Below are 22,034 nucleotides of genomic sequence, written 5' to 3'. Positions count from 1 at the left end.
CGCCTCACCGCGAAACAGCGCCGAATCTCTCGTCCGCTTGTTCCACCGTCAGCCCGAAATCAGCCAGGTCATACTTGTGTGACCGGCGCCGGTCCCCGGACGTGTGCACGGCCTTCATCCCATCAAGGACCTCGTCGGAGATGTCCAAGCCGAAATGGCCATAGATATCCGTCACCACCCCCAACGGATCGGCCACGAAATCGTCATACTGCACGTCATAGAACTGCGCGGGATTGTGCTTCGCCCGGTCGGTATTGAATTTCTCCAGGCCTCGCGCCCACAACTCCAGCTGCGTCGATCCGATGACCGAGCCACTGAAAACTGTGGACCACCCGTGCGAGGCTTGCTCGGCAAGACTGCACATCGACGCGATGATCGTGCTCGGCGCCCGATGGGTCTGAATCACCAAAGCATCCGGATACGCCTCAAGCAACGCATCGAGCGCGAACAGATGACTCGGGTTCTTCAAAACCCAGCGCTTGCCCGAGTCCGGCATACCGATCAGCTGCAGGTTACGCCGGTGCCGCCGGTAAGCCGGGCCCCAGTCCTGTTCAGCCAGCCACGAGGAATACGTTGGCACGTAAGCAAGGCACTCGAACGACAGAGACATCATGGACTGCCGAAGCAGCCGCCAGCACTCCTCGGCCATATCGGCCGTGATGTAGTGCAGCCCCATGAACTCGGGATGCTCGACGTGATGCTTCTCGTACCCAGCCTGAATCCGTTGGTACATAGGGTTTTCATCCCACGTCTCGCGAGGCGGGCGTGGCTGCGGCACATCCGTCAGCCACAGCTCCAAACCCTGGTGCGCGGGATCCTCAACCAGCAGCCGATGCAAAGCCGTCGTCCCCGTCCGCGGCAGGCCAGTCACGAAGATCGGCCGCGAAACAGGAATTGAGGAATACGAAGGAAGCCGCTGCCAAGCGGCCTCGCTCAACAACCGGGCCACCAAAGCCGAGCGCAGCCCGGCCCACTTGACCCGCTCCCCCAACTCCGTCAGCCCGGCCTCGCGCTGGTACGAGTCCAGCAGGACCGACACCCCCTCAAGGTAGCCGGAATCCCCGAAATCCGTCAGCCCGGTGATCTTCGTCGCCGACGCGTGCAGAGACTCGATGTCCACAATCGACTCCTAGTGGTGGTACTCGCCGCCGTTCACGTCAAGGCACTGACCGGTCACCGCGCTGGCCATCGACGAAGCCAGGAATACGATGGTGTCGGCGACCTCGTCCGGCTCCGGCAGTTTGCGGAGATCGATCGAGGCGGCCACCTCGTCGTAGACCTCCTGCGTGGTGATACCGCGTTTGTTGGCCTGATAGGAGAAATGCGCCTTCACGTTGTCCGCCCAGATGTACCCTGGCGCGATCGTGTTGACCCGCACGCCCTTGGGACCCAACTCCGTCGACAGACTCTGCGCCATCGCCAGCAACGCGGACTTGGTCATCTTGTACGGACCGAAAGTCAGCTGCGAATGCCTGATCACCATCGAGCTGACCATCACAATGGACCCACGGCTAGCTTCGAGGGCCGGGCGGAACAGGTTCACCAGACGCAACGCGCCAAGCACGTTGGTCTCGAAGCCGTTGCGTATCCCATCGAACGGGGCACGGTCGAAGCTACGCATCGGCGGCATCGCGAAAGCGTTGTTCACCAACGTGTCCACGCGGCCGAACGAAGAAAGAGCGGTTTCCGCAAGGCGAGCCGCGTCTTCCTCCGAGGCGATGTCGGTCGGCACGGTCACCGCGCGCCGCCCCAGGTCCGTGACCTCTTTGGCCACTTCAGTGAGGCGAGACTCGGTCCGGGCCGCCAGGACGATGTCCGCACCCTGCTGCGCGCACCGCAAAGCGATCGACCGGCCGAGTCCCGGTCCAATCCCGGACACCACGACGACCTTGTCCTGCAACAACATCAGCCCACCATCCTGGTCGCTACGGCCGCTTGGCGCACGGCAATCCGGTCCGCGTACTGAGAAGAAGTGATCCGAGCTTCGTCATAGAACGGCAGCCGTTGTGCGAGTTCCGAGCACTGAACGACTTCCACGACAGGACCGTCAGAAGGTTTCAGCTCACGGGACAGCCGCTGCCACCGGATCTGCAGATATCCACGCGAATGACCAGTGCGCTCGATCCAGTTCACCACACCTGGATCGCGTTCACTGACCACGTATCTGATCTTGCCGTCCGGGTCGATCCTGGCTTGATCGGCGGTCAGGCTGGTCTGGTGGTTGATGTAGTCCAACGAGACGTACCACATACTGCCCAGCTGGAACCCCTGATAGGGCGCCTCGGACGCGGGCACCGTGATGATCATCGCGTCCGAGTCGGCGAGGTCGTAGTGACCGACCGAGGAGAACTGGGTGGCCAGCCCGCCGGGCGTGAGCCGAGGCTCGGTCATCGTGTTCACCGGCAGCTTCAAGTAGAACCACTTCGGGAACGCGAGGAAAGTCTTGATCCGCCCGACAAGGATCTTGCCTGCCACGGTGTATCGCTTGGCCATCAGGTCTTGCGTCAGCGGCGCGGGCGCCGAACCGGTCGTGTCCGCACGGCGGATCTTGATCATTCCGCGCTCTTCGCCGGTCCAGTCGTTGTAGACCTCACGCACGATCAGCATCGCCGCGCCGCCGCCGAGAGTGAAGTAGTTGCGCCCGGCTTTGCCCGGCCCGAACCGGATCTCGAACGAACCGTCCTCGGCGATGTCGAACTCGCGGTCATCGAACGCGGTCAAACTGTCAGGGACATCCACCGGCGAGTAGTCACCGTTGAGCACCTGGAAGCTCAAGTCCGCCGTACTGCCCCGCTTACCGGTCACCACATATTCGGCGTCCTCGCGGATGTACGCGTGGAAATACAGCGTGTCCGGGTTGTCCAAGCCCATCTTGGTGTACGGCCCAGTGGACTGGACGAAGTACGGGAACTCCCGGTCATACGCCCACGCCATCTGCAGCGACGCCCGGATGCTGCCGGCGAGGTAGTCGTAGCCCTCGATCAGGTCTTGGTCGGTCCGCACGTGCGGCGCGTCCGTGATCAGCTTCTCGGCCTCGGCGACCGCGGCGGCGAATGACTCGGTGAGCACCGACCTAGGCTAGAACGTGTTCTAACATCCGGTCAAACACCCTCGTGAGTGGTTAGCCGCGTTCTAACGTGGCTAACCACTCACGAGGTCCCACCAGCCAGGAACTTCAGGCTCGGCAGGTCGTCCATGGACATCATCACCTCGTAGACGCGGTTGTAGGTGATGTGTTTGATCCGCCAGCCGTGCTCGGGCGAGCGGACGTACTGCTCCACGTAGTACGCCGCACCCTTGATGACCAGGCGCGATTCCTTGATGATCACGGTATCCTCGAACGCCCAGGTCCCATTGGCCTCATCACCGTCGATGTCGATCTCCGGCTGGCCGCAGAAGTGGAACGTCAGGATCTCCTCGCCGCCGAGGTTGTCCCGCATGAACTGCATGATCTCGGCGCGGCCGGTGAGCACGAGCGGCTTGCCCATCGTTCGGGTGCCGTAGTCGGCGACGGCGTCCTCGGTCAGCGAACTCTCCAGTTCGTCCCAGCTCTTCTGGTCGACCGAGCGCAGGTAGCGGTGCTTCAGCCGGCGGATTTCCTCAAGCGCGATCAAGTCCATGCCGACCAGCTAACCCCTAACCATTGACCAGTGCAATAACCTGTTCTAGTTTTTGATCGTGGCCACCACGTACGAGCTGTCCAATCCGCGTGCGCTCGAAGCGGAATCCGCGCACGTGCTGCGCGAGGTCGCGGCGACGTTCGAGCGACCAGTGCTGCTCTTCTCCGGCGGCAAGGACTCCGTGGTGATGCTGCACCTCGCGGCCAAGGCGTTCTGGCCCGCGCCACCGCCCTTTCCCGTGATGCACGTGGACACCGGGCACAACTTCGACGAGGTCATCGAATTCCGGGACCGCGCGGTCGAATCCGCGGGCGTGCGGCTGATCGTCAGCCAGGTTCAGGACGACATCGACGCGGGCCGTGCCGTCGAGGAGACCGGGCCACGGGCGAGCCGCAACCGCTTACAGACCACGACTTTGCTCCGGGCGATCACCGAAAACCGGTTCGACGCGGTGTTCGGCGGCGCCCGTCGAGACGAAGAGAAGGCACGGGCCAAGGAGCGCGTGTTCAGCTTCCGTGACGAGTTCGGCCAATGGGATCCCCGAAACCAACGCCCGGAACTCTGGAACCTCTACAACGGACGGCACAGCCGCGGCGAGCACATCCGAGTCTTCCCACTGTCCAACTGGACCGAATTGGATATCTGGCAGTACATCCGGGACGAACGCATCGAGCTTCCCGAGATCTACTACGCACATCGCCGCCAAGTTTTCCAGCGCGACGGAATGCTCCTTGCACATACCAGGTTCGTGACACTGTTGCCGGGTGAAGAGCCCTTCGAGGCCTCGGTGCGGTTCCGGACAGTCGGCGACGCGACCTGTACCGGCTGCGTCGAATCCACAGCCACCACACCGGAAGAGGTCGTCGCCGAAGTCGCCGCGACACGCGTGACCGAACGCGGCGCGACCAGGGCGGACGACCGGATCTCCGAAGCAGGTATGGAGGACCGCAAGAAGGAGGGCTACTTCTGATGAGCCAACTACTCCGTCTTGCCACCGCGGGCAGCGTCGACGACGGCAAGTCCACATTGATCGGCAGGCTGCTCTTCGACTCCAAGACCATCTTCGAAGACCAGCTCGCCGCGATCGAACGCACCAGCAGGGACCGCGGCGAGGACTACCCGAACCTGGCGCTGCTCACCGACGGGCTGCGCGCGGAACGCGAGCAGGGCATCACGATCGACGTTGCCTACCGCTACTTCGCCACGCCCAAGCGGAAATTCATCATCGCGGACACCCCTGGACACATCCAGTACACCCGCAACATGGTCACCGGAGCGTCCACAGCAGACCTCGCACTGGTCCTTGTGGACGCTCGCAAAGGGATTCTCGAACAGTCACGCAGGCACGCGTTTCTCGCCAGCCTGCTGGGAATCCCGCACCTTGTGGTGTGTGTCAACAAGATGGACCTGGTCGACTGGTCGCGGGAACGCTTCGAGGAGATCCGCGAGGAGTTCCGGCAGTTCTCCATGAAGCTGACGATTCCCGACCTGACGTTCATCCCGGTCTCGGCGCTGCACGGCGACAACATCGTCCACCGCAGCGCCTCGATGCCTTGGTACGAAGGAACTTCCCTGCTGCACCACCTCGAAGAGGTGCACATCAGCTCGGACCGCAACCTGATCGACGCGCGGTTCCCTGTGCAGTACGTGATCCGCACCAAGGACTTCCGTGGTTACGCCGGAACGATCGCGGGCGGCGTGTTCAAGCCGGGCGACGAAGTCCTTGTCCTGCCGTCCGGATTCACCACGACCGTGGCAAAGATCTGGGGCCTCGGCGGGCAACCCGTGATGGAAGCCTTCCCACCGCAGGCGGTCACCCTGGAACTGGCGGACGAGCTGGACGTGAGCCGCGGCGACCTGATCTGCCGCCCCAACAACCGGCCACACGTCGGCCAGGACGTTGACGCGATTGTTTGTTGGCTGACCGAACGCGGCGAACTGAACCCGGACGCGAAGTACACCGTCCTCAACACCACGCGGGCGACGAAAGCCGTGGTCAAGTCGCTGGACTACCGGCTGGACATCACCACACTGCACCGCGACGAGACCGCGCGATCCTTGTCGCTCAACGAGATCGGCCGCGTCAAGCTACGCACCCAGCAGCCGCTGCTGTTCGACGCGTATCGCCGCAACCGGGCGTGCGGCAGCTTCATCCTGGTCGACGAGACCACCAATAACACTGTCGCGGCCGGAATGATCACCGGACCGAGCCAGGCCGTGGTCTGGCATTCCACCGCGGTCCAGCGTACGGAACGCGGCACGACCGGCGCCACTGTGTGGCTGACCGGTCTTTCGGCATCCGGAAAGTCGACCGTGGCGGTGGAGTTGGAGCGCCGACTTGTGGCTTCGGGGCGACCGGCTTACCTTCTGGACGGCGACAATCTGCGCCACGGCCTGAACGCCGACTTGGGGTTCAGCTCGGCCGATCGCGCGGAGAACGTACGCAGGGTCGGCGAGGTGGCGAAGCTGTTCGCCGATGCTGGCGTTGTCGCCGTGGTGTCGCTGATCAGTCCTTATCAGGCTGACCGTGATCGCGTACGGGCCGCGCATGACCAGGCGGGCTTGCCTTTCCTCGAGGTCTTTGTGGACACTCCTATCGAGGTGTGCGAGGCCCGCGACCCCAAGGGGATGTACGCGAAAGCCAGGGCGGGCGAGATCAGCGGATTCACCGGGGTGGACGACCCATACGAGGCACCCGCGCAGCCGGAGCTGGTACTGCGACCGGAGCAAGGCGACCCCGCGAAGATGGCGGCGTTGATCCTCGCCTCGTTGGATCAGGTCGCGCTGACCCGGATGGACTAGCGACGGCCAGAGCGCCGCCCGCCACCGACACACGTTCGTCGCAGTCTCTTGCTACTGGAGAGTGAACGGCGTTTCCAGCCAAAACACTTTCGGTTCATTTATTCTACACGCCAGCGGTAAAAGCGTGAATCGTCCCATGATTGTTTTCCACTGGCCGGGCAAGCCTTTTGGGTGACTGCGCACGTTCGAAACGTGGTGCTAGCCTCACGTCTTGGCACCGTCCGAACTGGATCATTCAGCTGGGGCACCAACGGGCTGTCCCACCATTGTCTCAAGCCAATTCCCCATGTCTTTTTTCCACGAACCCGACTAGGAAGAATGGCGGCACGTTGTGACCGACACGGTGGAGTCGAATCTTGGCGTAGAGAACGGCCAGCAACAGCAGAGCCTGGCCACCGCGGCCGCGCGGAATTTGGCGACGACCACCAAATCCGTCCCGCAGATGCAGAGCATCACCTCGCGCTGGCTGTTGCGAGTCCTGCCGTGGGTGCAGGCACAAGGTGGTGTGTACCGGGTCAACCGGCGGCTGAGCTACACCGTCGGCGACGGCCGGATCGCCGTGTCCAACACCGGTTCCCGGGTCCACGTTGTCGGCCCTGACCTGGTCGAACTGGCGCTGTTGCGCACCTTCGAAGACGAGGACGCGCTCAACGCGCTCGCCGGCCGGTTCGAGCAGCAGGAGTATGAACCCGGCGCGGTGATCGCCGAGTTCGGGCACGAGGCCAACTACCTCTACGTTGTCGCGCACGGCAAAGTGAACCGGATCGGCACCGGTGAGTACGGTGATCAAACCGTGCTGAGCACGATGGTCGACGGTGACTATTTCGGCGACCAGGCGCTCGTTCAAGATCAAAGTATCTGGGAGTTCACCGCGAAGGCGGTCACGCCGACAACCATTCTCGCATTGCCAAAGCAGGCATTCCAGGAATTGCAAGATCAATCCGAGGCACTGCGCGCACACGTCACCGAGTACCGGAACAGCCCAAAAAAAGCACAAAACGTTCACGGTGAAGCAGAGATCGAACTCGCGTCCGGCCACGATGGTGAACCGGAACTGCCGAGTACGTTCGTCGACTACGAACTATCGCCACGTGAATACGAACTGAGCGTCGCGCAAACAGTGTTGCGCGTGCACACCAGGGTCGCCGACCTGTACAACCAGCCGATGAACCAGACGGAGCAACAGCTCCGGTTGACCATCGAGGCACTGCGCGAACGCCAGGAACACGAGCTGATCAACAGCGGCGACTTCGGCCTGCTGGCCAACGCCGACCTCAAGCAGCGCATCCCGACCCGCTCCGGCCCGCCAACCCCGGACGACATGGACGAACTGCTGGCCACCGTGTGGAAGGACCCGAGCGTCATCCTCGCCCACCCGCGTGCGATCGCCGCGTTCGGCCAGGAATGCAACAAGCGAGGCCTCTACCCGGCGAGCATCGACCTCAACGGCAACCAGGTTCCGTCGTGGCGCGGCATCCCTGTGTTGCCGTGCAACAAGATCCCGATCACCAACACGCGGACGACGCAGATCATCGCGATGCGGACCGGCGAGCAGAACCAAGGTGTGATCGGCCTGCACCAGACCGGCCTGCCGGACGAGTACCAGCCGGGCCTTTCGGTGCGGTTCATGAACATCAACGAGAAGGCGATCCTCTCGTACCTGGTCAGCGCCTACTACTCGGCGGCGATCCTGGTACCGGACGCCCTCGGCGTGCTGGAGAACGTCGAGTTGGGCCGTACTGACTGACACCCACCATCCCCTCGACCACCAGACCTTGGACCTTGGCCGTTGCCACGCCTGAACTCTCGTTCGGCCGTCGGCGCTCCCAGCGGACGAGAAAAAAGACAACAGCGTGGTGCCCTCTTCGGACAAGGGCGAGTCAAGGTGGTCGAGCGGGCGCTGGCCGATGTACGGCTCTCCATCTCGGGGCCTCCGACGCGGATCGGCATCGGCCAGCGTCGAATCCCAGTGAATCCCCACCTTCTCCATAGATCAACTCAGAACAGGCGGTCGAACACGTGACACAGGTCGAGAACCCCCAGTCGCAGCAGATGAGCCTCGGCACCGCCGCCGCGCGAAATCTGGCGACGACGACCAAGTCCGTACCGCAGATGCAGGGGATCACGCCACGGTGGTTGCTGCGGGTCCTGCCATGGGTACAGGCCGAAGGCGGCACCTACCGAGTCAACCGGCGCCTGACGTACGCCATCGGCGACGGGTTGGTCAGTTTCACCAGCGCCGCCGGACGGATCCAGGTGGTACCACCGGAACTGCGCGAACTTGCGCTGCTGCGTACGTTCGAGGACGAGGACACGCTTGCCGCACTGGCCAGTCGGTTCGAACAGCAGGAGTTCGAACCCGGCGAGCTGGTCATCCAAAAAGGACAACCCGCCGACCGGCTCGTCCTGATGGCACACGGAAAAGCGAGCAAGATCGGCCAAGGCGAGTACGGCACCGACACCGTCCTCGACACACTCGGCGAAGGCGAGTACTTCGGCGAGCAGGCGCTGACCGGACAGCGCAACGAGTGGAGCTTCACGGTCAAGGCCAAGACGCGGGTCATCACGATGTCGTTGTCCCGTGAAACGTTCGACCGGATCACTGAACAGTCCGAGCAGCTACAGGCGCACCTCGCCGAGTTCATCTCATTGCGCGGCAAGGCAAGCAACCACAAAGGCGAGGCCGAGATCGAACTGGCTTCCGGGCAGGCCGGCGAATACCAGCTGCCGTCGACCTTTGTGGACTACGAACTGTCGCCACGTGAGTACGAGATGAGCGTGACGCAGACGGTGCTGCGGATCCACACCAGGGTCGCGGATCTGTACAACCAGCCGATGAACCAGACCGAGCAACAGCTGCGGCTGACCGTCGAGGCGCTGCGCGAGCGCCAAGAGTACGAGATGATCAACAACAGGGACATCGGGCTGATCTACAACGCGGACCTCAAGCAGCGCATCCACACCCACTCCGGGCCGCCGACCCCCGACGACATGGACGAGCTGATCACGCGCAGGCGCAAGACCCAGTTCATCCTCGCGCACCCTCGGGCGATCGCCGCGTTCGGCCGGGAGTGCAACAGCAGGGGGATCTACCCGAACACCAAGGAACTCGACGGCAAGGTCGTCCGCACCTGGCGCAACATCCCGCTGCTGCCGTGCGACAAGATCCCGGTCAGCGAGACCGGCCGGACCTCGTTCATCGCGATGCGGACCGGCGAGAAGAACCAGGGCGTGATCGGCCTGCACCACGCCGGGCTGCCGGACGAGGTCGAGCCCGGCCTGAACGTCCGGTTCATGGGCATCGACGACAAGGCCATCATGTCCTATTTGGTCAGTGCCTACTACTCGGTCGCGGTGATGGTGCCGGACGCACTCGGCATCCTCGAAGGCGTAGAACTCGGGCGTTGACGTCATGACACTGCGCGAGGTGACAACGGAAAGCCGTCAGCCGGGCGAGGTGCTGGCGTGGAGCAGAGACATGGTCGCGCCCGCGACGCGGGCCGCGTTCGACACGCTGCCCGCGTCGATGCGACAGGTCGCTGGCTATCACTATGGCTGGTGGGACGAGAACGGCACACCGACCGAGGCTTCCGGTGGCAAGGCGTTACGTCCCACGCTCACCTTGCTCGCAGCTGAGGCGGTCGGCGGTGTCGCGTCGGCCGCCATACCAGCCGCGATCGCGATCGAGTTGGTGCACAACTTCTCGCTGCTGCACGACGATGTGATCGACGGTGACGTCACGCGCAGGCATCGCCCGACGGCCTGGAGCATATTCGGCCGCAGTGCGGCGATCCTGGCCGGTGACTCCCTGCTGACGCTGGCTTTCGACCTCCTCGCGGAGAGCGGGCATCCCGATTCCCGCGAAGGTATGCGGATCCTCAGCGCGGCGGTACAGTCCCTTGTGGAAGGTCAGAGTCTCGATGTGGCGTTCGAGGATCGTCAGGACATCGAGCTGGCCGAATGTGTGACGATGGCGCGCGGCAAAACCGGGGCGTTGATCAGCGCGGCCTGCGCGATCGGCGCGCTGTTCGGCGGCGGCAGATCGGCTCAGGTCGAGCATATGCTTCTCTTCGGCGAGGAGCTTGGCCTGGCGTTCCAGCTGGTCGACGATCTGCTTGGCATTTGGGGTGATCCGGCGGTGACGGGCAAGCCGGTGTACTCCGATCTCTACAACCGCAAGAAATCCCTGCCGGTTGTGGTCGCTTTGGGGTCACGAACCATTGCGGCACAGGAACTGCATGAGCTGTACCACTCCGACCGGCCACTGTCGGGCACCGACGTCGAACGGGCCGCCGAGCTGATCGACCTTGCCGGTGGCCGGGAGTGGTGCCAGGCACAGGCGGACGACCGGCTGGCCAGGGCGATCCACCGGCTCCGCTCGGCCGACCCGGTAGCCGGTGCGGCCGCCGAACTGGCCGGGCTGGCCGGCCTGGTCACACATCGCGACCACTGACTTTCCCTCGTGAGTGGTTAGCCGTGTTCTAACCCTGCTAACCACTCACGAGGAGGAGAGGGAAGCCATGCAGGTCAAGGTGTTGCTCGCGTCGCCTCGGTCGTTCTGTGCCGGGGTGGAACGCGCCATCGAGATCGTCGAAGAGGTGCTGCGGCACCGAAAACCTCCCGTCTACGTCCGTAAACAGATCGTGCACAACAAGCATGTGGTTGCTGACTTGGCTGACCGTGGTGCGGTGTTCGTCGACGAGCTCGACGCCGTCCCGGATGGCGCGACTGTGATCTTTTCGGCGCACGGGGTCTCACCTGCCGTGCGTGAAGAAGCCGAACGGCGCCGGTTGACCGTGATCGACGCGACCTGCCCATTGGTACAGAAGGTCCATACCGAAGCCCGTCGCTTCGCCACCCGAGGCGACACGGTGGTGCTGGTCGGACACGCCGGGCATGAGGAGGTGGAAGGCACGCTCGGCGAGGCACCAGACCGGACTGTGCTGGTGGAAACCCCGGAGGACGTCCAGAAGCTGGACATTCCCGATCCGTCCCGGATTTCATACCTGATGCAGACCACATTGGCGGTCGACGAAGCCGCTGAGGTGGTCGCGGCTCTGCGGGCACGGTATCCGGATCTGCGCGGTCCAGCTTCGGACGACATCTGTTACGCCACAACCAATCGGCAGAACGCGTTGAACGCGATCGCCGAGGAGGCAGACGTGGTCCTTGTGGTCGGCTCGACCAACTCGTCCAATTCGGTGCGGCTGGTCGAACTGGCGCAACGCCATGGCACGCCCGCGTATCTGATCGACGATGTCAGCGAGATCAAGGCCACATGGCTTTCGGGTGTGCGGGTCGTCGGGATCACCGCGGGAGCTTCGGCACCACCAGGTCTAGTGGACGAAGTGGTCGCCGCGTTGGACCCGGTCAGCGTGGAGAATCGCGAAGTCGTCAGGGAAACCATCCAGTTCACCCTGCCTCCGGCCGCGAGGCGGTCATCATGATCTCGGACCCTGCCGATCTGGCATCGAAGTCGACCACGGAACTGGCCATTGTGGCCGATGAGATCCGCGATTTCCTGATCCACAAGGTGTCCAGGACAGGCGGGCATCTCGGACCGAACCTCGGTGCGGTCGAGCTGACGATCGCGCTGCATCGGGTTTTCCATTCACCGCACGATGTTCTGCTGTTCGACACTGGACACCAGGCCTACGTGCACAAGATCCTGACCGGACGTGAGTCCGATTTCGACTCGTTGCGTCAAGCCGGTGGGCTGTCCGGTTATCCGTCCAGGTCCGAGTCCGAGCATGACGTGATCGAGAACTCGCACGCGTCCACCGCACTGTCCTATGCGGACGGGTTTGCCAAGGCTTTCGCGTTGCAGGAGTCGACGCGCCGAGCGGTCGCGGTGATCGGCGACGGCGCGTTGACCGGCGGGATGGCGTGGGAGGCGTTGAACAACATCGGTTCCGCGCCTCAGCGTCCCGTGGTCATTGTGTTGAACGACAATGGCCGTTCTTACGCACCGACCGTCGGCGGAATCGCCAGCCATTTGGCCGTGCTGCGCTACGAGGGCAATCGCAACGTCTTCGAGGACCTTGGGCTGGCGTACATCGGCCCGGTGGACGGGCACGACATCGCCGATCTTGAGCACGCTTTGCGCCGGGCGGTTCGGATGAACAAGCCGGTGGTCGTGCATTGCCTGACGCGTAAGGGAAAAGGCTATCTACCAGCCGAACAGGACGATGCCGACCGGCTGCACGCGATCGGACCCATTGGTGCGGCTAAGAAGCCAACGTGGACTTCGGTGTTCGCCGACGAGATCACCGCGATCGGAGCCGCTCGTCCAGACGTCGTCTGTATCACGGCTGCTATGGCCGAACCAGCTGGCTTGGCTGGCTTCGCGGCGCGCTTTCCCGACCGGATGTTCGATGTCGGGATAGCCGAGCAGCACGCCGTGACCTCCGCGGCAGGCCTTGCCATGGCTGGAATGCACCCGGTGGTGGCGATCTATTCGACGTTCCTGAACCGTGCGGTCGACCAGTTGCTGATGGACGTGGCACTACACCGGCAGCCGGTCACGTTCGTGCTCGACCGTGCCGGGATCACCGGACCGGACGGGCCGAGCCACCACGGCGTGTGGGATTCGTCGATTTTGCCTGTCGTGCCTGGTCTTCGGCTTGCCTGCCCGCGAGACCCGGCCAGGTTGCGGGAACTGCTCAGAGAAGCCGTCGATGTCAACGACGGGCCTACGGTTGTGCGCTATCCCAAGGCGACTGCCACCGACGACATCCCGGCCGTGCGCCGAAGCGGGCATTGTGACGTGCTGCTGGATAGCCCTGGCGCCCAGGTCTTGCTGGTCGCGGTGGGCCCATTGGCCCCGGCTTGCCTTGCGGCGGCGGATGAACTCTGCGCCCAGGGCGTCCCGGCGACCGTGGTGGACCCACGCTGGATCGCGCCGATCGACCCTGGCCTGCTGAAACTCGCAGGCGCGCACCGGCTTGTGGTCGCCGTCGAGGACACCACGACCCCTGGCGCCCTCGGCGGACGGATCGCGCAAGCGTTGTCGGCCAACGGCTCGGACACGTGCGCGGCGACATTCGCGCTGCCGCCACGGTTTCTGCCGCACGCGTCCCGCTCGGAGATCCTGCGCGCACACGGCCTCGACGCGGCCGGAATCACCACCACCGTGCTCAAACGCCTGGAGGCACTGTCTTGACCCTGGTTCAACTCGGCCCGCCTCGGGTGCGCCGGAAGTCCCGTCAAGTGCTCGTCGGCGACGTTCCGGTGGGCGGGAACGCGCCGGTGAGCGTGCAATCGATGACGACGACCGTGACGTCCGATGTGGACAGCACGTTGCAGCAGATCGCGGAGCTGACCGCGGCAGGTTGCCAGATCATCCGGGTGGCCGTGCCGTCGCAGGACGATGCCGAGGCACTGCCAGCGATTGCCAAGAAGTCGCCCATCCCGGTGATCGCGGACATTCATTTCCAGCCGAAGTACGTCTTCGCCGCGATCGACGCCGGATGTGCCGCTGTACGGGTCAATCCCGGCAACATCAGGCAGTTCGACGACAAGGTCCGCGAGATTTCCCAGGCTGCCTCGTCGGCCGGAGTGCCGATCCGGATCGGCGTCAACGCGGGCTCGTTGGACAAACGCCTTCTCGAGAAATACGGCAAGGCCACGCCGGACGCACTGGTCGAGTCGGCGCTGTGGGAATGTTCGTTGTTCGAGGAACACGGGTTCACCGACATCAAGATCTCGGTGAAGCACCACGATCCGTTGGTGATGATCGAGGCGTACCGAAAATTGGCCGCGCGCTGCGACTATCCGCTGCATCTCGGCGTGACCGAAGCCGGGCCACGGTTCCAGGGCACGATTAAGTCGTCGGTGGCCTTCGGTGTCCTGCTCGCCGAAGGAATAGGCGACACCATCAGGGTCTCGCTGTCCGCGCCACCGGTCGAGGAAGTCAAGGTAGGCGCCCAGATCCTTGAGTCATTGGGGCTGCGACCACGCAGGCTGGAGATCGTGTCGTGCCCATCGTGCGGACGTGCGCAAGTCGACGTCTACAAGCTGGCTGAAGAGGTCACCGCCGCATTCGACGGTTTCCCCGTGCCACTTCGGGTCGCGGTGATGGGGTGCGTAGTGAACGGGCCAGGTGAGGCACGGGAAGCCGACCTCGGCGTGTCGTCAGGAAACGGGAAGGGCCAGATTTTCGTTCGGGGACAAGTGGTTCGCACGGTGCCGGAAAGCAAGATCGTGGAAACCCTGCTCGAGGAGGCGATGAATCGCGACTGGACCACCGGTGGTTACGACCGGTAGATCGTTGGCGGTATTGACCACTAGTGTCTGACGGGTGCGAGAAGTCCAGCAGAAGGTCGCCCAGGTCGCTGACAAACTCGGCCTGCACGCGAACGCGCCAAGCCTGACACTGACCCTGCTGTCGGAAATCGGTCGGTTGTCCGACGAAGTCCTTGCCGCCACCGCGAACGGCCGCCGCCCGTTCCGCCCGACGGAAGGCTGGGAGCAGCGGCTTGCCGACCTGGCGTTCACCGTGATCAACCTGGCCGATCAGACCGGCGTGGACCTGTCTGTCGCTCTGGAAGGCACGATCGCCAGGCTTGAGGCGAACGCGAAACCCGTCGACGATCTGCCCGGCTGGTAACCGATGCCATCCACAATCCATAACGTGTCGCTGAACGCGCTGGACGCGTACGGCCTTGCCCAGTTCTGGTCGGCCGTGTACGACAAGCCGATCGACGCGGGCGACCAGCCAGGCGACGACGAAGTGGCGATCGCCTTGGGCGGCGGAATGAACATGTTCTTCCAGCAGGTGCCGGAGGGCAAGTCGGTGCGCAATCGAATGCACATCTGCCTGCAGCCGGATACCACGCGGGACGAGGAAGTGGCTCGCCTTGTCGGCCTTGGCGCCTCGGTTCTCGAAGACTTCCGGCGCACTGACGGCACGGGCTGGGTCGTTCTCGCGGATCCGGAGGGCAACGAGTTCTGCGTCGAGCGCAGCTTGGCGGAGCGCGCCTAAAACTGTCGGTGGGTCCCGCTACGGTCACGGCATGGGCATGATTGGTTCGTATCTGCGTGTGTCGGCGGCCGAGCTGGCGAAGGTGATCGATGACCCGGAATGGGGCATCGAGCATGCCGGAGAGGCCATGGAGGCCGAGTACGACTCGGCGTCCGAAGCGCGGGTGTGGGATACCGACAAAGCTTGGCACGCCATCGCATTCCTCCTGGAAAGAAGGAACTTCCCTGTCGACATCGTGTACGGCGAAGTCGAATTCACCCAGCTGGAGTGGGTCTACGGACCGCCCAAATACCTGACCGCACAGCACGTCAAAGAAGCCGCGCACGCCCTGTCGGAGTTACCGTTCGCCGCGCTGGTCGAAGGCGTCGACCCGGCAGCGCTGACCGCGGCTGAGATCTACCCTGGCTGGGATTGGGCTTCCGACGACTGCCTTGAGTACGTGGCGGACAACTACGCGGACCTGCTGCCGTTCTTCCAGGCCGCCGCCAATGCCGACGAAGCGATCGTGGTCTGGATCGCGTGAAGTTCACTGCGTGGCTTCGATGACTTGGTACGAGCCACCAATTGGGGCCGTCCGAGTTGGTCGCAACCCGGCGGAACGCAACAGCGTCTCGAACTCGCCGGTCGTTCGAGCCGATTCTGATCTAGGCGCCTGGCTGGGCGTGGTGAAGACAGTGCGCCCAGCCAGGCGTTCCCAGACCTGTTACCGCTGCTGCCATGGTCGTGATCATGAGCTTTCGCATGGCCTCAACCGTAGGCAGATCACGGCCACTGCGGCTCATGCTTCTGGCTAGATCCGGGTCAGCGGGCCTCAGCCATCCGGACGAGGTGCTTGCCCGACCCAAACACGTGCTTGACGCCGGACGGCAGGATCACCTCGGCTGTCGAGTTCACCGGCACCTCGACTTCGACGCTGGTCCGGCGCCATGGACACGCCCACAGCAGTGTCGAGGTGCGCCTTGGCTGACACGCATAGCCTCCAGCCAATTGTCGAACAACGCCGCCAGTCCGAAGTGGTACAGCATCGGTTGTGTCGCGCTCGTCCAGCCGTAGCGGCCGACATCTGGCCGACCCCGCAGGATGTTGCGAGCAGTCCCGGCAGTGCCCACCCCGCAAGAGCACGCCGGGCGTCGTAGGTCTCACCCGCGAGCACGGCGCCGTGCACCGTCGACCCTCGGTGAGCTGCCACGATGGTCCGCTGGAGACCACGGTACGTCCGTTGATCTCCAATTGCAGGGAGCGGCTCATCCGGTACGCAGATCGTCGTAGTTCTTGACCACGAACTCATCGTGCAAGCGTGTGCCAATTTTGTTGAGCTTGGACAATAGGCGACTTACCGACACAGGCAACGCGGAGATCGCCCGCGCCCCATTGGCCAGCGCCCACACCCCAAAGGGACTGGTCGGGATCAGCGTCTTGGTCCCCAGCAACGCAACCTGCCTACTGCCCTGCACGTACCCAGCCATCTCCCGCTCATAGGCCGTGAACGCACGCTCGTAGTCACCTTTCGCCGTGGCCAACTCCCCCGCCAGCACGTAGGCACCGACCACCGCCAGGCTCGTGCTGCCACCGACCGCTGGACCTGGGCAGTAACCCGCGTCCCCGACGAGGGTGACGCGCCCTCGTGACCAGGTTTCCAGCTTCAACTGCGTGATCGAGTCGAAGTAGAACGCTGGCGACCGGTCGAGCTCCTCGAGCCAACGGCTCACCTCCGGGTGCAGCCGCTGGAACGCTTGCTTGAGCAGTTCTTTCTGCCGCGGCACGTCCCGGTAGTGATAGTCGAGCGGCTGGCTGCGGAACAGGAAGACCGCACGCGCGTCCTCGAGGTGGGTCGCGCTGTAGATACCGGCCATCCGGCCGACGTCGACGTAGTTCAGGAATTCGCCCTCAGGCCCGAAGTCCTTCGGCATCGTCGCGACGGCAAGGTACGCACCGAGGAAGTCGTTGGGGACTTCGCCGAACGTCAGCTTGCGTACGTTCGAATGCAGGCCGTCCGCTCCGACGACTATGTCGAACTTGCGTGGCGCGGAGTTCTCGAACGTGACCTTGCCGTCTTCGCCGATCCCGGTGATCGAGTCACCGAAGATGTAGTCGACTTCGTTGGCTGTCGCTTCGTAGTAGATCTCGCTGAGGTCGTCCCGCATGATCTCGACGTGCCGGTCAGACGCGGCCTGGTAGATCTTGCCGAGATTGACCTTGGTCGGCCTGACCACCCCGCGCCGATACAGCCTCAGCCGGTCGATGCCGGTGATGCGCTTCTCGACTTCCGGCAGGACGCCCATTTTCTCGGTGATGTCCATCGCCGGGCGGAAGAGGTCGATCGCGTGCCCGCCCGTCTTGCGCAGGACAGGTGAACGCTCGACGACCGTGACCTCGAAATCGTATCTGGCCAGCCAATATGCGAGAACCGGACCGGAAATGCTCGCCCCGGAGATCAGCACCTTCATATCACCCCTCCTGACTTACCGGTAAGTCAGGTTAGCATAAATCTGACCTATCGGTAAGTCAGTTGGCCAGCGCGGCGGATGTGTCACGCAAGCCCGACGCACACTGACCCGCAGGTCAGCCCTCGTGAGTGGTTAACAGGGTTAGAACACGGCTAACCACTCACGAGCGGTATCCGGGCGGCTGACCTGCCGGTAGGTCACTTACTCTTCTTCCGTGGCCGATACGAAACAACGCATTCTGGACGCCGCTCGCGACCTCTTCGCGGCCCAAGGCGTGCAGAAGACCAGCCTGCGAGAAATCGCCGACCGGCTGGGCATCAGCAAACCGGCCCTGTACTACCACTTCTCGTCCCGCGAAGACCTGGTCCGCAGCATCATCCAGCCGGTGCTGGACGGGGGCGAGCAGTTCCTGCTGCAGTACGAAGCCAAGACACCAGTGGACAAGCGTGCCCTGCTCGACGGCTACTTCGACTTCCATTACGTCCACCGCAAAGACATCATCCTGTTCGTCCAGGAGCTGAGCACGCTCAGCGAGCTCGGCGTGATCGAGCTCGTGCTCGCTTGGCGCGGACGGGTCGCGGCGATGCTGCTTGGCCCGGAGCCGACCCTCGCCGACTCCGTGAGGGCGACGATCGCGTTGGGCGGCCTACAGGACTGCACGGTCGAATTCGCCAACGTGCCCCAGGATGAGCTGCGGAAAGTCGCGGTGGACGCGGCATGGGCCACGCTTGGCTTCGAAGAAAATCCCGAAAACCAAAACCGAACCAGATCCACCAGCGTCTAGCTGGGCATGACGGATGACGAGGCGGCGTTGGTCCGCCGGATCGCCAAAGGCGACCGGGCGGCCTTCGAAGAGCTTTACCGCCGGACGTCACCGTGGTTGGCAGTACGGTTGCGCCGCCGGTGCCCAGACGACCAGGTCGTCGCCGAGGTCATGCAGGAGACGTACCTCGCGGTGTGGCGGGCGGCGGGTGGTTTCGCGGGCGCGGCGGTCGACGGCAGCGCGGTCGGGTGGTTGTGGACCATCGCGGCACACAGGCTTGTAGACGCATTCCGCAAGCAGAAGAAGCAAGCCGAGATTCGGCACGAAGTCCGGCACGAGTCGCCAGCCGCCGAAGAAGAGGCGCTGGCGGGGACGGTCGGAACTGAGCTGGGAGCCGCGCTGGACAGGCTGGCGCCCGAGCTGCGTGACGTCCTACAGGCGATGGTGCTCGACGGGCTGACCGTCCGTGAGACGTCGGTGCTGCTCGGAGTGCCAGAAGGAACCGTGAAGACCCGAGCGCGTCGAGCGCGGACCCTGCTTAGGGAGGCGCTGTCATGAGTCACGTGTCGGAGGACCTGGTCCGCAGGTACGCCAATGGGGATACGGACATCCCTGCGGACCAGGCGTGGGCTTTGGAAGCGCACATGGAAACGTGCGCGCCCTGCCGTCAGGTCCTGGCCTCACACGCTAAGCACGTCACGCCATTGCTCGACACGATATGGGCCGGACTCACGCCCGCCGAGGTGCCCGCGAAGCGTCGGCGCAGTTTTCGCGTCGCGCCCGCGGGTTTGCCGTGGATTGGGATGACGATCCTGGTGGCGGCGGTGGCGATGTTGCTCGACCTCGTAGCGCCGCTCAGTACCTCACTTGTGCTCCTGTTCGCGCCGATCGCTCCTCTCGTCGGGGTGGCGGCATCGTGGAACAAGAGCGTCGATTCGATGCACGAACTCGTCGCGGGAACGCCTCGCGCGGGCATAGAGCTGATCCTGCGACGGACGTCTTCAGTTCTTCTCCTTGTGATTCCCGCGCTTTTCCTTGCTGGATTGCCAGTTAACGCCTCACCTGCGCTGTGGTTGTTGCCGTGCTTGGCTTTCACGACCGGCGCGCTGGCTTTCGGGCTGATGATCGGGGTTACGCGGGCCGCGATCGTTCTTGGCGCGCTGTGGGTCTTGGTTGTCGCTGGCCCGAGTGTGGTTGAGGATCAATTGCCGGTGGTGCTGCAGCCTGCCAGTTTGCCCTTCTGGGCGTTGTCCATTGCCGGGTGCGTTGCCGTTTTGTCGCTGCGCAGCGATGCGTACGCACGATTGCTGCGTTGAGGGGAGAATATTGAGTCGCGTTGTGAAGACGGCGGAGACCGCGCCGACGACGTACGCATGGGAGATCCACACCTCCGGCCTGCGGGTGCGGGCTGGGCGCCGAATGGCGGTCAATGGGATGGATCTGTCCATGGGCATTGGCGTGCACGGCATTCTTGGGCCGAATGGCGCTGGTAAGACGACGCTGATCCGTGCGCTGGCAACTGTTCTCAGTCCGGCTGGTGGGTCGCTCGAACTGATGGGAACCACGCCGAGTGGGCGCGATCTTCGGCCGATCAGGCGGGAAATCGGTTATCTGCCACAGCAGTTCGGCTTCTATCCGCGGTTCACCGTGCGTGAGTTCGTCGAATACATGGCGTGGCTCAAGGAGATGCCGAAGAATGAGATTCCTGGCGCTGTACAGCGTGCGATCGACCGAACCGATCTGGCTTCCCGTGCCGATGACAAGATGAAGACGTTGTCCGGCGGCATGATCCGGCGTGCGGGCATCGCGCAGGCCATTGTCAACGACCCGCGGATTCTGTTGCTGGACGAGCCGACCGCTGGCCTGGATCCCGCGCAGCGCATCCAGTTCCGCGAACTCCTGCGGTCGTTGAGCGGGGACACGTGTGTCGTCGTGTCGACACATCTGGTCGAAGACGTCGCCGCCGCGTGCACCGATGTCGTGTTGATGGCCGACGGAAAGCTGGTTTTCCAAGGGACTCCGGAGACTTTGGCCGCGGCCGGTGGCGACTCCGATGTCGGCGACAGCCCGACCGAGCGCGGTTACTCGGCTTTGCTGGGGCGTGCGCGATGAGGGCTCTTCGCATCGAACTTCGTCGCTCGGCGGCGCTGTGGACAGGTCTGCTGATCCTGTTGATCAGCCTCGCCTACTTCTACCTACTGCAAGGCCCGTGGAGTTGGGGTACCGACGCGTGGACCGCGGAGTGGACCGCGCTTGCCATGTGGCAGCGCTTCACTCTCCACCTGACGTGGCCGTTCGCGTTGGCTGCCGGTGCGTGGCAAGGCAGGCGCAACAGGCGGGCCACAATGGACGAACTGTTGTCCACAATGCCCAAACAGGCGTTGACGCGGGCCGCTCCGCCCACGCTGGCCATGTGTGTCGGAGTGACCGGTGCCTATCTGGCTTTCTTTGTGCTCGGCGCGGTTCAGGTCTTCGTGAACTCGTCCTATATGGACATCAGTTGGGTTCCGGTCACGCTGGTCGGCATCCTGTCGCTCAACGCCGCGGTGCTCGTCGGAATGGGCATCGGCAGGCTCCTGCCGTCCCTGCTGACCGCGCCAATCCTCGGTGTCCTCGGCATCCTCGCGATGGCGTTCGGCATCGTCGGCGGCCCGGAGACAGAAGGCAGCGTCCTGCAGGGCATGGTGTCGCATCAGTACACGCTGCTTGTGCCAGCGTTCGGCGATCAACCTGACATTTTCACGCAACTGTCGACCCGGGTGAACCTGCTGCAGGGCCTGTGGTTCCTGGCATTGGCCACGACTGGATTCGGCTTGCTGGCATTGATCAGCACCAAAGCGCGGCTGCTCGCACTTCTGCCCGCGGTTGCCGCGTTGGCGATCGTCTATCCACTTCTACCGTCGTCCAGTGTGGATACGTTCACACTGAACTCCTCAGCGGCCGCCTTGCAGTGTGAAGATCGCTTGTGCATCACCAAGATGCACGAACATCGACGGGCTGAGATCGAAGGCCCGTTCCGGGAAGCGTTGACGCAACTGACAAAGCTGCCGGACGCACCGACCACGGTCGAAGAAGCCCCGGTCCGCCTGATCCACATGTCTTCCTTGCCGCAGCGACCCGGTGTCGTCTACTTCCATTTCGACGACCCGGCGTTCCACCGAAACAGCAAGCGAGCCGTTCTCGCGGGCAGCCAACCCATGCGATGCGGTGACTTGGAACGAGCGGCCATGTCCCAGGCCAAACGAGTGGTCGTGGCGTCGTGGTTCGACGGCGAACTGGCGCCCACGGTGCTCACGAACATGTCGTATCCCAACGGCGAAGCCATCGCGAAACGAGTCTGGGACGACCTGCACGCATTGCCCGCCGACCAACAACCGGCTCGTGTCGCCGAACTGCGCGCCTCCGCGCAGGAGTGCTGA

The 22,034-nt window shown here is 63.7% G+C and carries 21 protein-coding genes; 16 read left to right on the top strand and 5 right to left on the bottom strand.

What is annotated here, in order from left to right:
* Positions 1-4: 4 nt before the first annotated feature.
* The 4 genes from LWC34_RS03415 to LWC34_RS03400 all read right to left on the bottom strand — a co-directional run bounded on the left by LWC34_RS03415 (position 5) and on the right by LWC34_RS03400 (position 3,620).
* On the bottom strand, positions 5-1,120 hold the full coding sequence (locus LWC34_RS03415; RefSeq protein WP_308199959.1) for a sulfotransferase family protein: 1,116 nt from the start codon (positions 1,118-1,120) through the stop codon (positions 5-7).
* A gap of 9 nt (positions 1,121-1,129) precedes the next feature.
* A complete protein-coding gene (locus LWC34_RS03410; RefSeq protein ID WP_233722938.1) occupies positions 1,130-1,906 on the bottom strand; it encodes an SDR family oxidoreductase in 777 nt (258 codons plus the stop codon).
* Positions 1,906-3,069: a hypothetical protein gene (locus LWC34_RS03405; RefSeq protein WP_233722937.1), complete on the bottom strand. Its 1,164-nt coding sequence runs from the start codon at positions 3,067-3,069 to the stop codon at positions 1,906-1,908. The genes LWC34_RS03410 and LWC34_RS03405 overlap by 1 nt, the downstream gene beginning before the upstream one ends.
* A gap of 80 nt (positions 3,070-3,149) precedes the next feature.
* Positions 3,150-3,620 carry a nuclear transport factor 2 family protein gene (locus LWC34_RS03400; protein ID WP_233722936.1) on the bottom strand — a complete coding sequence of 157 codons (471 nt, stop codon included), beginning with the start codon at positions 3,618-3,620 and terminating at the stop codon, positions 3,150-3,152.
* A 55-nt stretch (positions 3,621-3,675) separates the two neighbouring features.
* On the opposite strand from LWC34_RS03400, the gene cysD reads away from it, so the two are divergent.
* The 11 genes from cysD (at position 3,676) to LWC34_RS03345 (ending at position 15,928) form a co-directional block, all read left to right on the top strand.
* Complete coding sequence (gene cysD / locus LWC34_RS03395; protein ID WP_233726355.1) at positions 3,676-4,590, top strand: sulfate adenylyltransferase subunit CysD; 915 nt, start codon at positions 3,676-3,678, stop codon at positions 4,588-4,590.
* Entirely contained in the window at positions 4,590-6,422 is a 1,833-nt protein-coding gene (gene cysC, locus LWC34_RS03390; protein ID WP_233722935.1) for an adenylyl-sulfate kinase, read from the top strand. The genes cysD and cysC overlap by 1 nt, the downstream gene beginning before the upstream one ends.
* Before the next feature lie 331 nt (positions 6,423-6,753).
* Positions 6,754-8,169 carry a family 2B encapsulin nanocompartment shell protein gene (locus LWC34_RS03385; protein ID WP_233722934.1) on the top strand — a complete coding sequence of 472 codons (1,416 nt, stop codon included), beginning with the start codon at positions 6,754-6,756 and terminating at the stop codon, positions 8,167-8,169.
* 272 nt (positions 8,170-8,441) lie between these two features.
* Positions 8,442-9,830, top strand: coding sequence for a family 2B encapsulin nanocompartment shell protein (locus tag LWC34_RS03380; RefSeq protein ID WP_372496418.1), 1,389 nt, complete (start codon positions 8,442-8,444; stop codon positions 9,828-9,830).
* 4 nt (positions 9,831-9,834) lie between these two features.
* Positions 9,835-10,875 (top strand): family 2 encapsulin nanocompartment cargo protein polyprenyl transferase, encoded by a 1,041-nt coding sequence (locus LWC34_RS03375; RefSeq protein WP_233722933.1) that lies wholly within the window; start codon positions 9,835-9,837, stop codon positions 10,873-10,875.
* A gap of 67 nt (positions 10,876-10,942) precedes the next feature.
* Positions 10,943-11,869 (top strand): 4-hydroxy-3-methylbut-2-enyl diphosphate reductase, encoded by a 927-nt coding sequence (gene ispH, locus LWC34_RS03370; protein WP_233722932.1) that lies wholly within the window; start codon positions 10,943-10,945, stop codon positions 11,867-11,869.
* Positions 11,866-13,584, top strand: coding sequence for a 1-deoxy-D-xylulose-5-phosphate synthase (locus tag LWC34_RS03365; RefSeq protein WP_233722931.1), 1,719 nt, complete (start codon positions 11,866-11,868; stop codon positions 13,582-13,584). The genes ispH and LWC34_RS03365 overlap by 4 nt, the downstream gene beginning before the upstream one ends.
* Positions 13,581-14,687, top strand: a complete 1,107-nt coding sequence (gene ispG / locus LWC34_RS03360; RefSeq protein WP_233722930.1) for a flavodoxin-dependent (E)-4-hydroxy-3-methylbut-2-enyl-diphosphate synthase — start codon at positions 13,581-13,583, stop codon at positions 14,685-14,687. The genes LWC34_RS03365 and ispG overlap by 4 nt, the downstream gene beginning before the upstream one ends.
* A 34-nt stretch (positions 14,688-14,721) precedes the next feature.
* The gene (locus LWC34_RS03355) at positions 14,722-15,030 is read left to right on the top strand and encodes a hypothetical protein (protein ID WP_233722929.1); all 309 of its coding nucleotides are present in this window, start codon (positions 14,722-14,724) and stop codon (positions 15,028-15,030) included.
* Between the two features lie 3 nt (positions 15,031-15,033).
* Complete coding sequence (locus tag LWC34_RS03350; protein WP_233722928.1) at positions 15,034-15,405, top strand: VOC family protein; 372 nt, start codon at positions 15,034-15,036, stop codon at positions 15,403-15,405.
* A gap of 31 nt (positions 15,406-15,436) precedes the next feature.
* Entirely contained in the window at positions 15,437-15,928 is a 492-nt protein-coding gene (locus LWC34_RS03345; protein WP_233722927.1) for a YfbM family protein, read from the top strand.
* Positions 15,929-16,649: 721 nt separating this feature from the next.
* On the opposite strand, the gene LWC34_RS03340 is transcribed toward LWC34_RS03345, so the two are convergent.
* On the bottom strand, positions 16,650-17,852 hold the full coding sequence (locus LWC34_RS03340; protein ID WP_233722926.1) for an FAD-dependent monooxygenase: 1,203 nt from the start codon (positions 17,850-17,852) through the stop codon (positions 16,650-16,652).
* 214 nt (positions 17,853-18,066) lie between these two features.
* Between LWC34_RS03340 and LWC34_RS03335 the strand changes: the two genes are divergently transcribed.
* From LWC34_RS03335 to LWC34_RS03315, 5 genes are read left to right on the top strand one after another with little or no spacing between them, the layout of a single operon-like run.
* Entirely contained in the window at positions 18,067-18,636 is a 570-nt protein-coding gene (locus tag LWC34_RS03335) for a TetR/AcrR family transcriptional regulator (RefSeq protein WP_233722925.1), read from the top strand.
* Positions 18,637-18,642: 6 nt separating this feature from the next.
* A complete protein-coding gene (locus tag LWC34_RS03330) occupies positions 18,643-19,173 on the top strand; it encodes an RNA polymerase sigma factor (RefSeq protein ID WP_233722924.1) in 531 nt (176 codons plus the stop codon).
* The gene (locus LWC34_RS03325) at positions 19,170-19,931 is read left to right on the top strand and encodes a zf-HC2 domain-containing protein (protein ID WP_233722923.1); all 762 of its coding nucleotides are present in this window, start codon (positions 19,170-19,172) and stop codon (positions 19,929-19,931) included. Before LWC34_RS03330 ends, LWC34_RS03325 begins: the two co-directional genes overlap by 4 nt.
* A complete protein-coding gene (locus LWC34_RS03320; RefSeq protein ID WP_233722922.1) occupies positions 19,906-20,727 on the top strand; it encodes an ABC transporter ATP-binding protein in 822 nt (273 codons plus the stop codon). Before LWC34_RS03325 ends, LWC34_RS03320 begins: the two co-directional genes overlap by 26 nt.
* A complete protein-coding gene (locus tag LWC34_RS03315) occupies positions 20,724-22,034 on the top strand; it encodes a hypothetical protein (RefSeq protein ID WP_233722921.1) in 1,311 nt (436 codons plus the stop codon). Before LWC34_RS03320 ends, LWC34_RS03315 begins: the two co-directional genes overlap by 4 nt.

Source organism: Kibdelosporangium philippinense (assembly GCF_021390435.2).
GTDB classification, from domain to species: domain Bacteria; phylum Actinomycetota; class Actinomycetes; order Mycobacteriales; family Pseudonocardiaceae; genus Kibdelosporangium; species Kibdelosporangium philippinense.
Note: the sequence above shows the minus strand (reverse complement) of the source record. Positions and strands in the feature narration are given on the sequence as shown.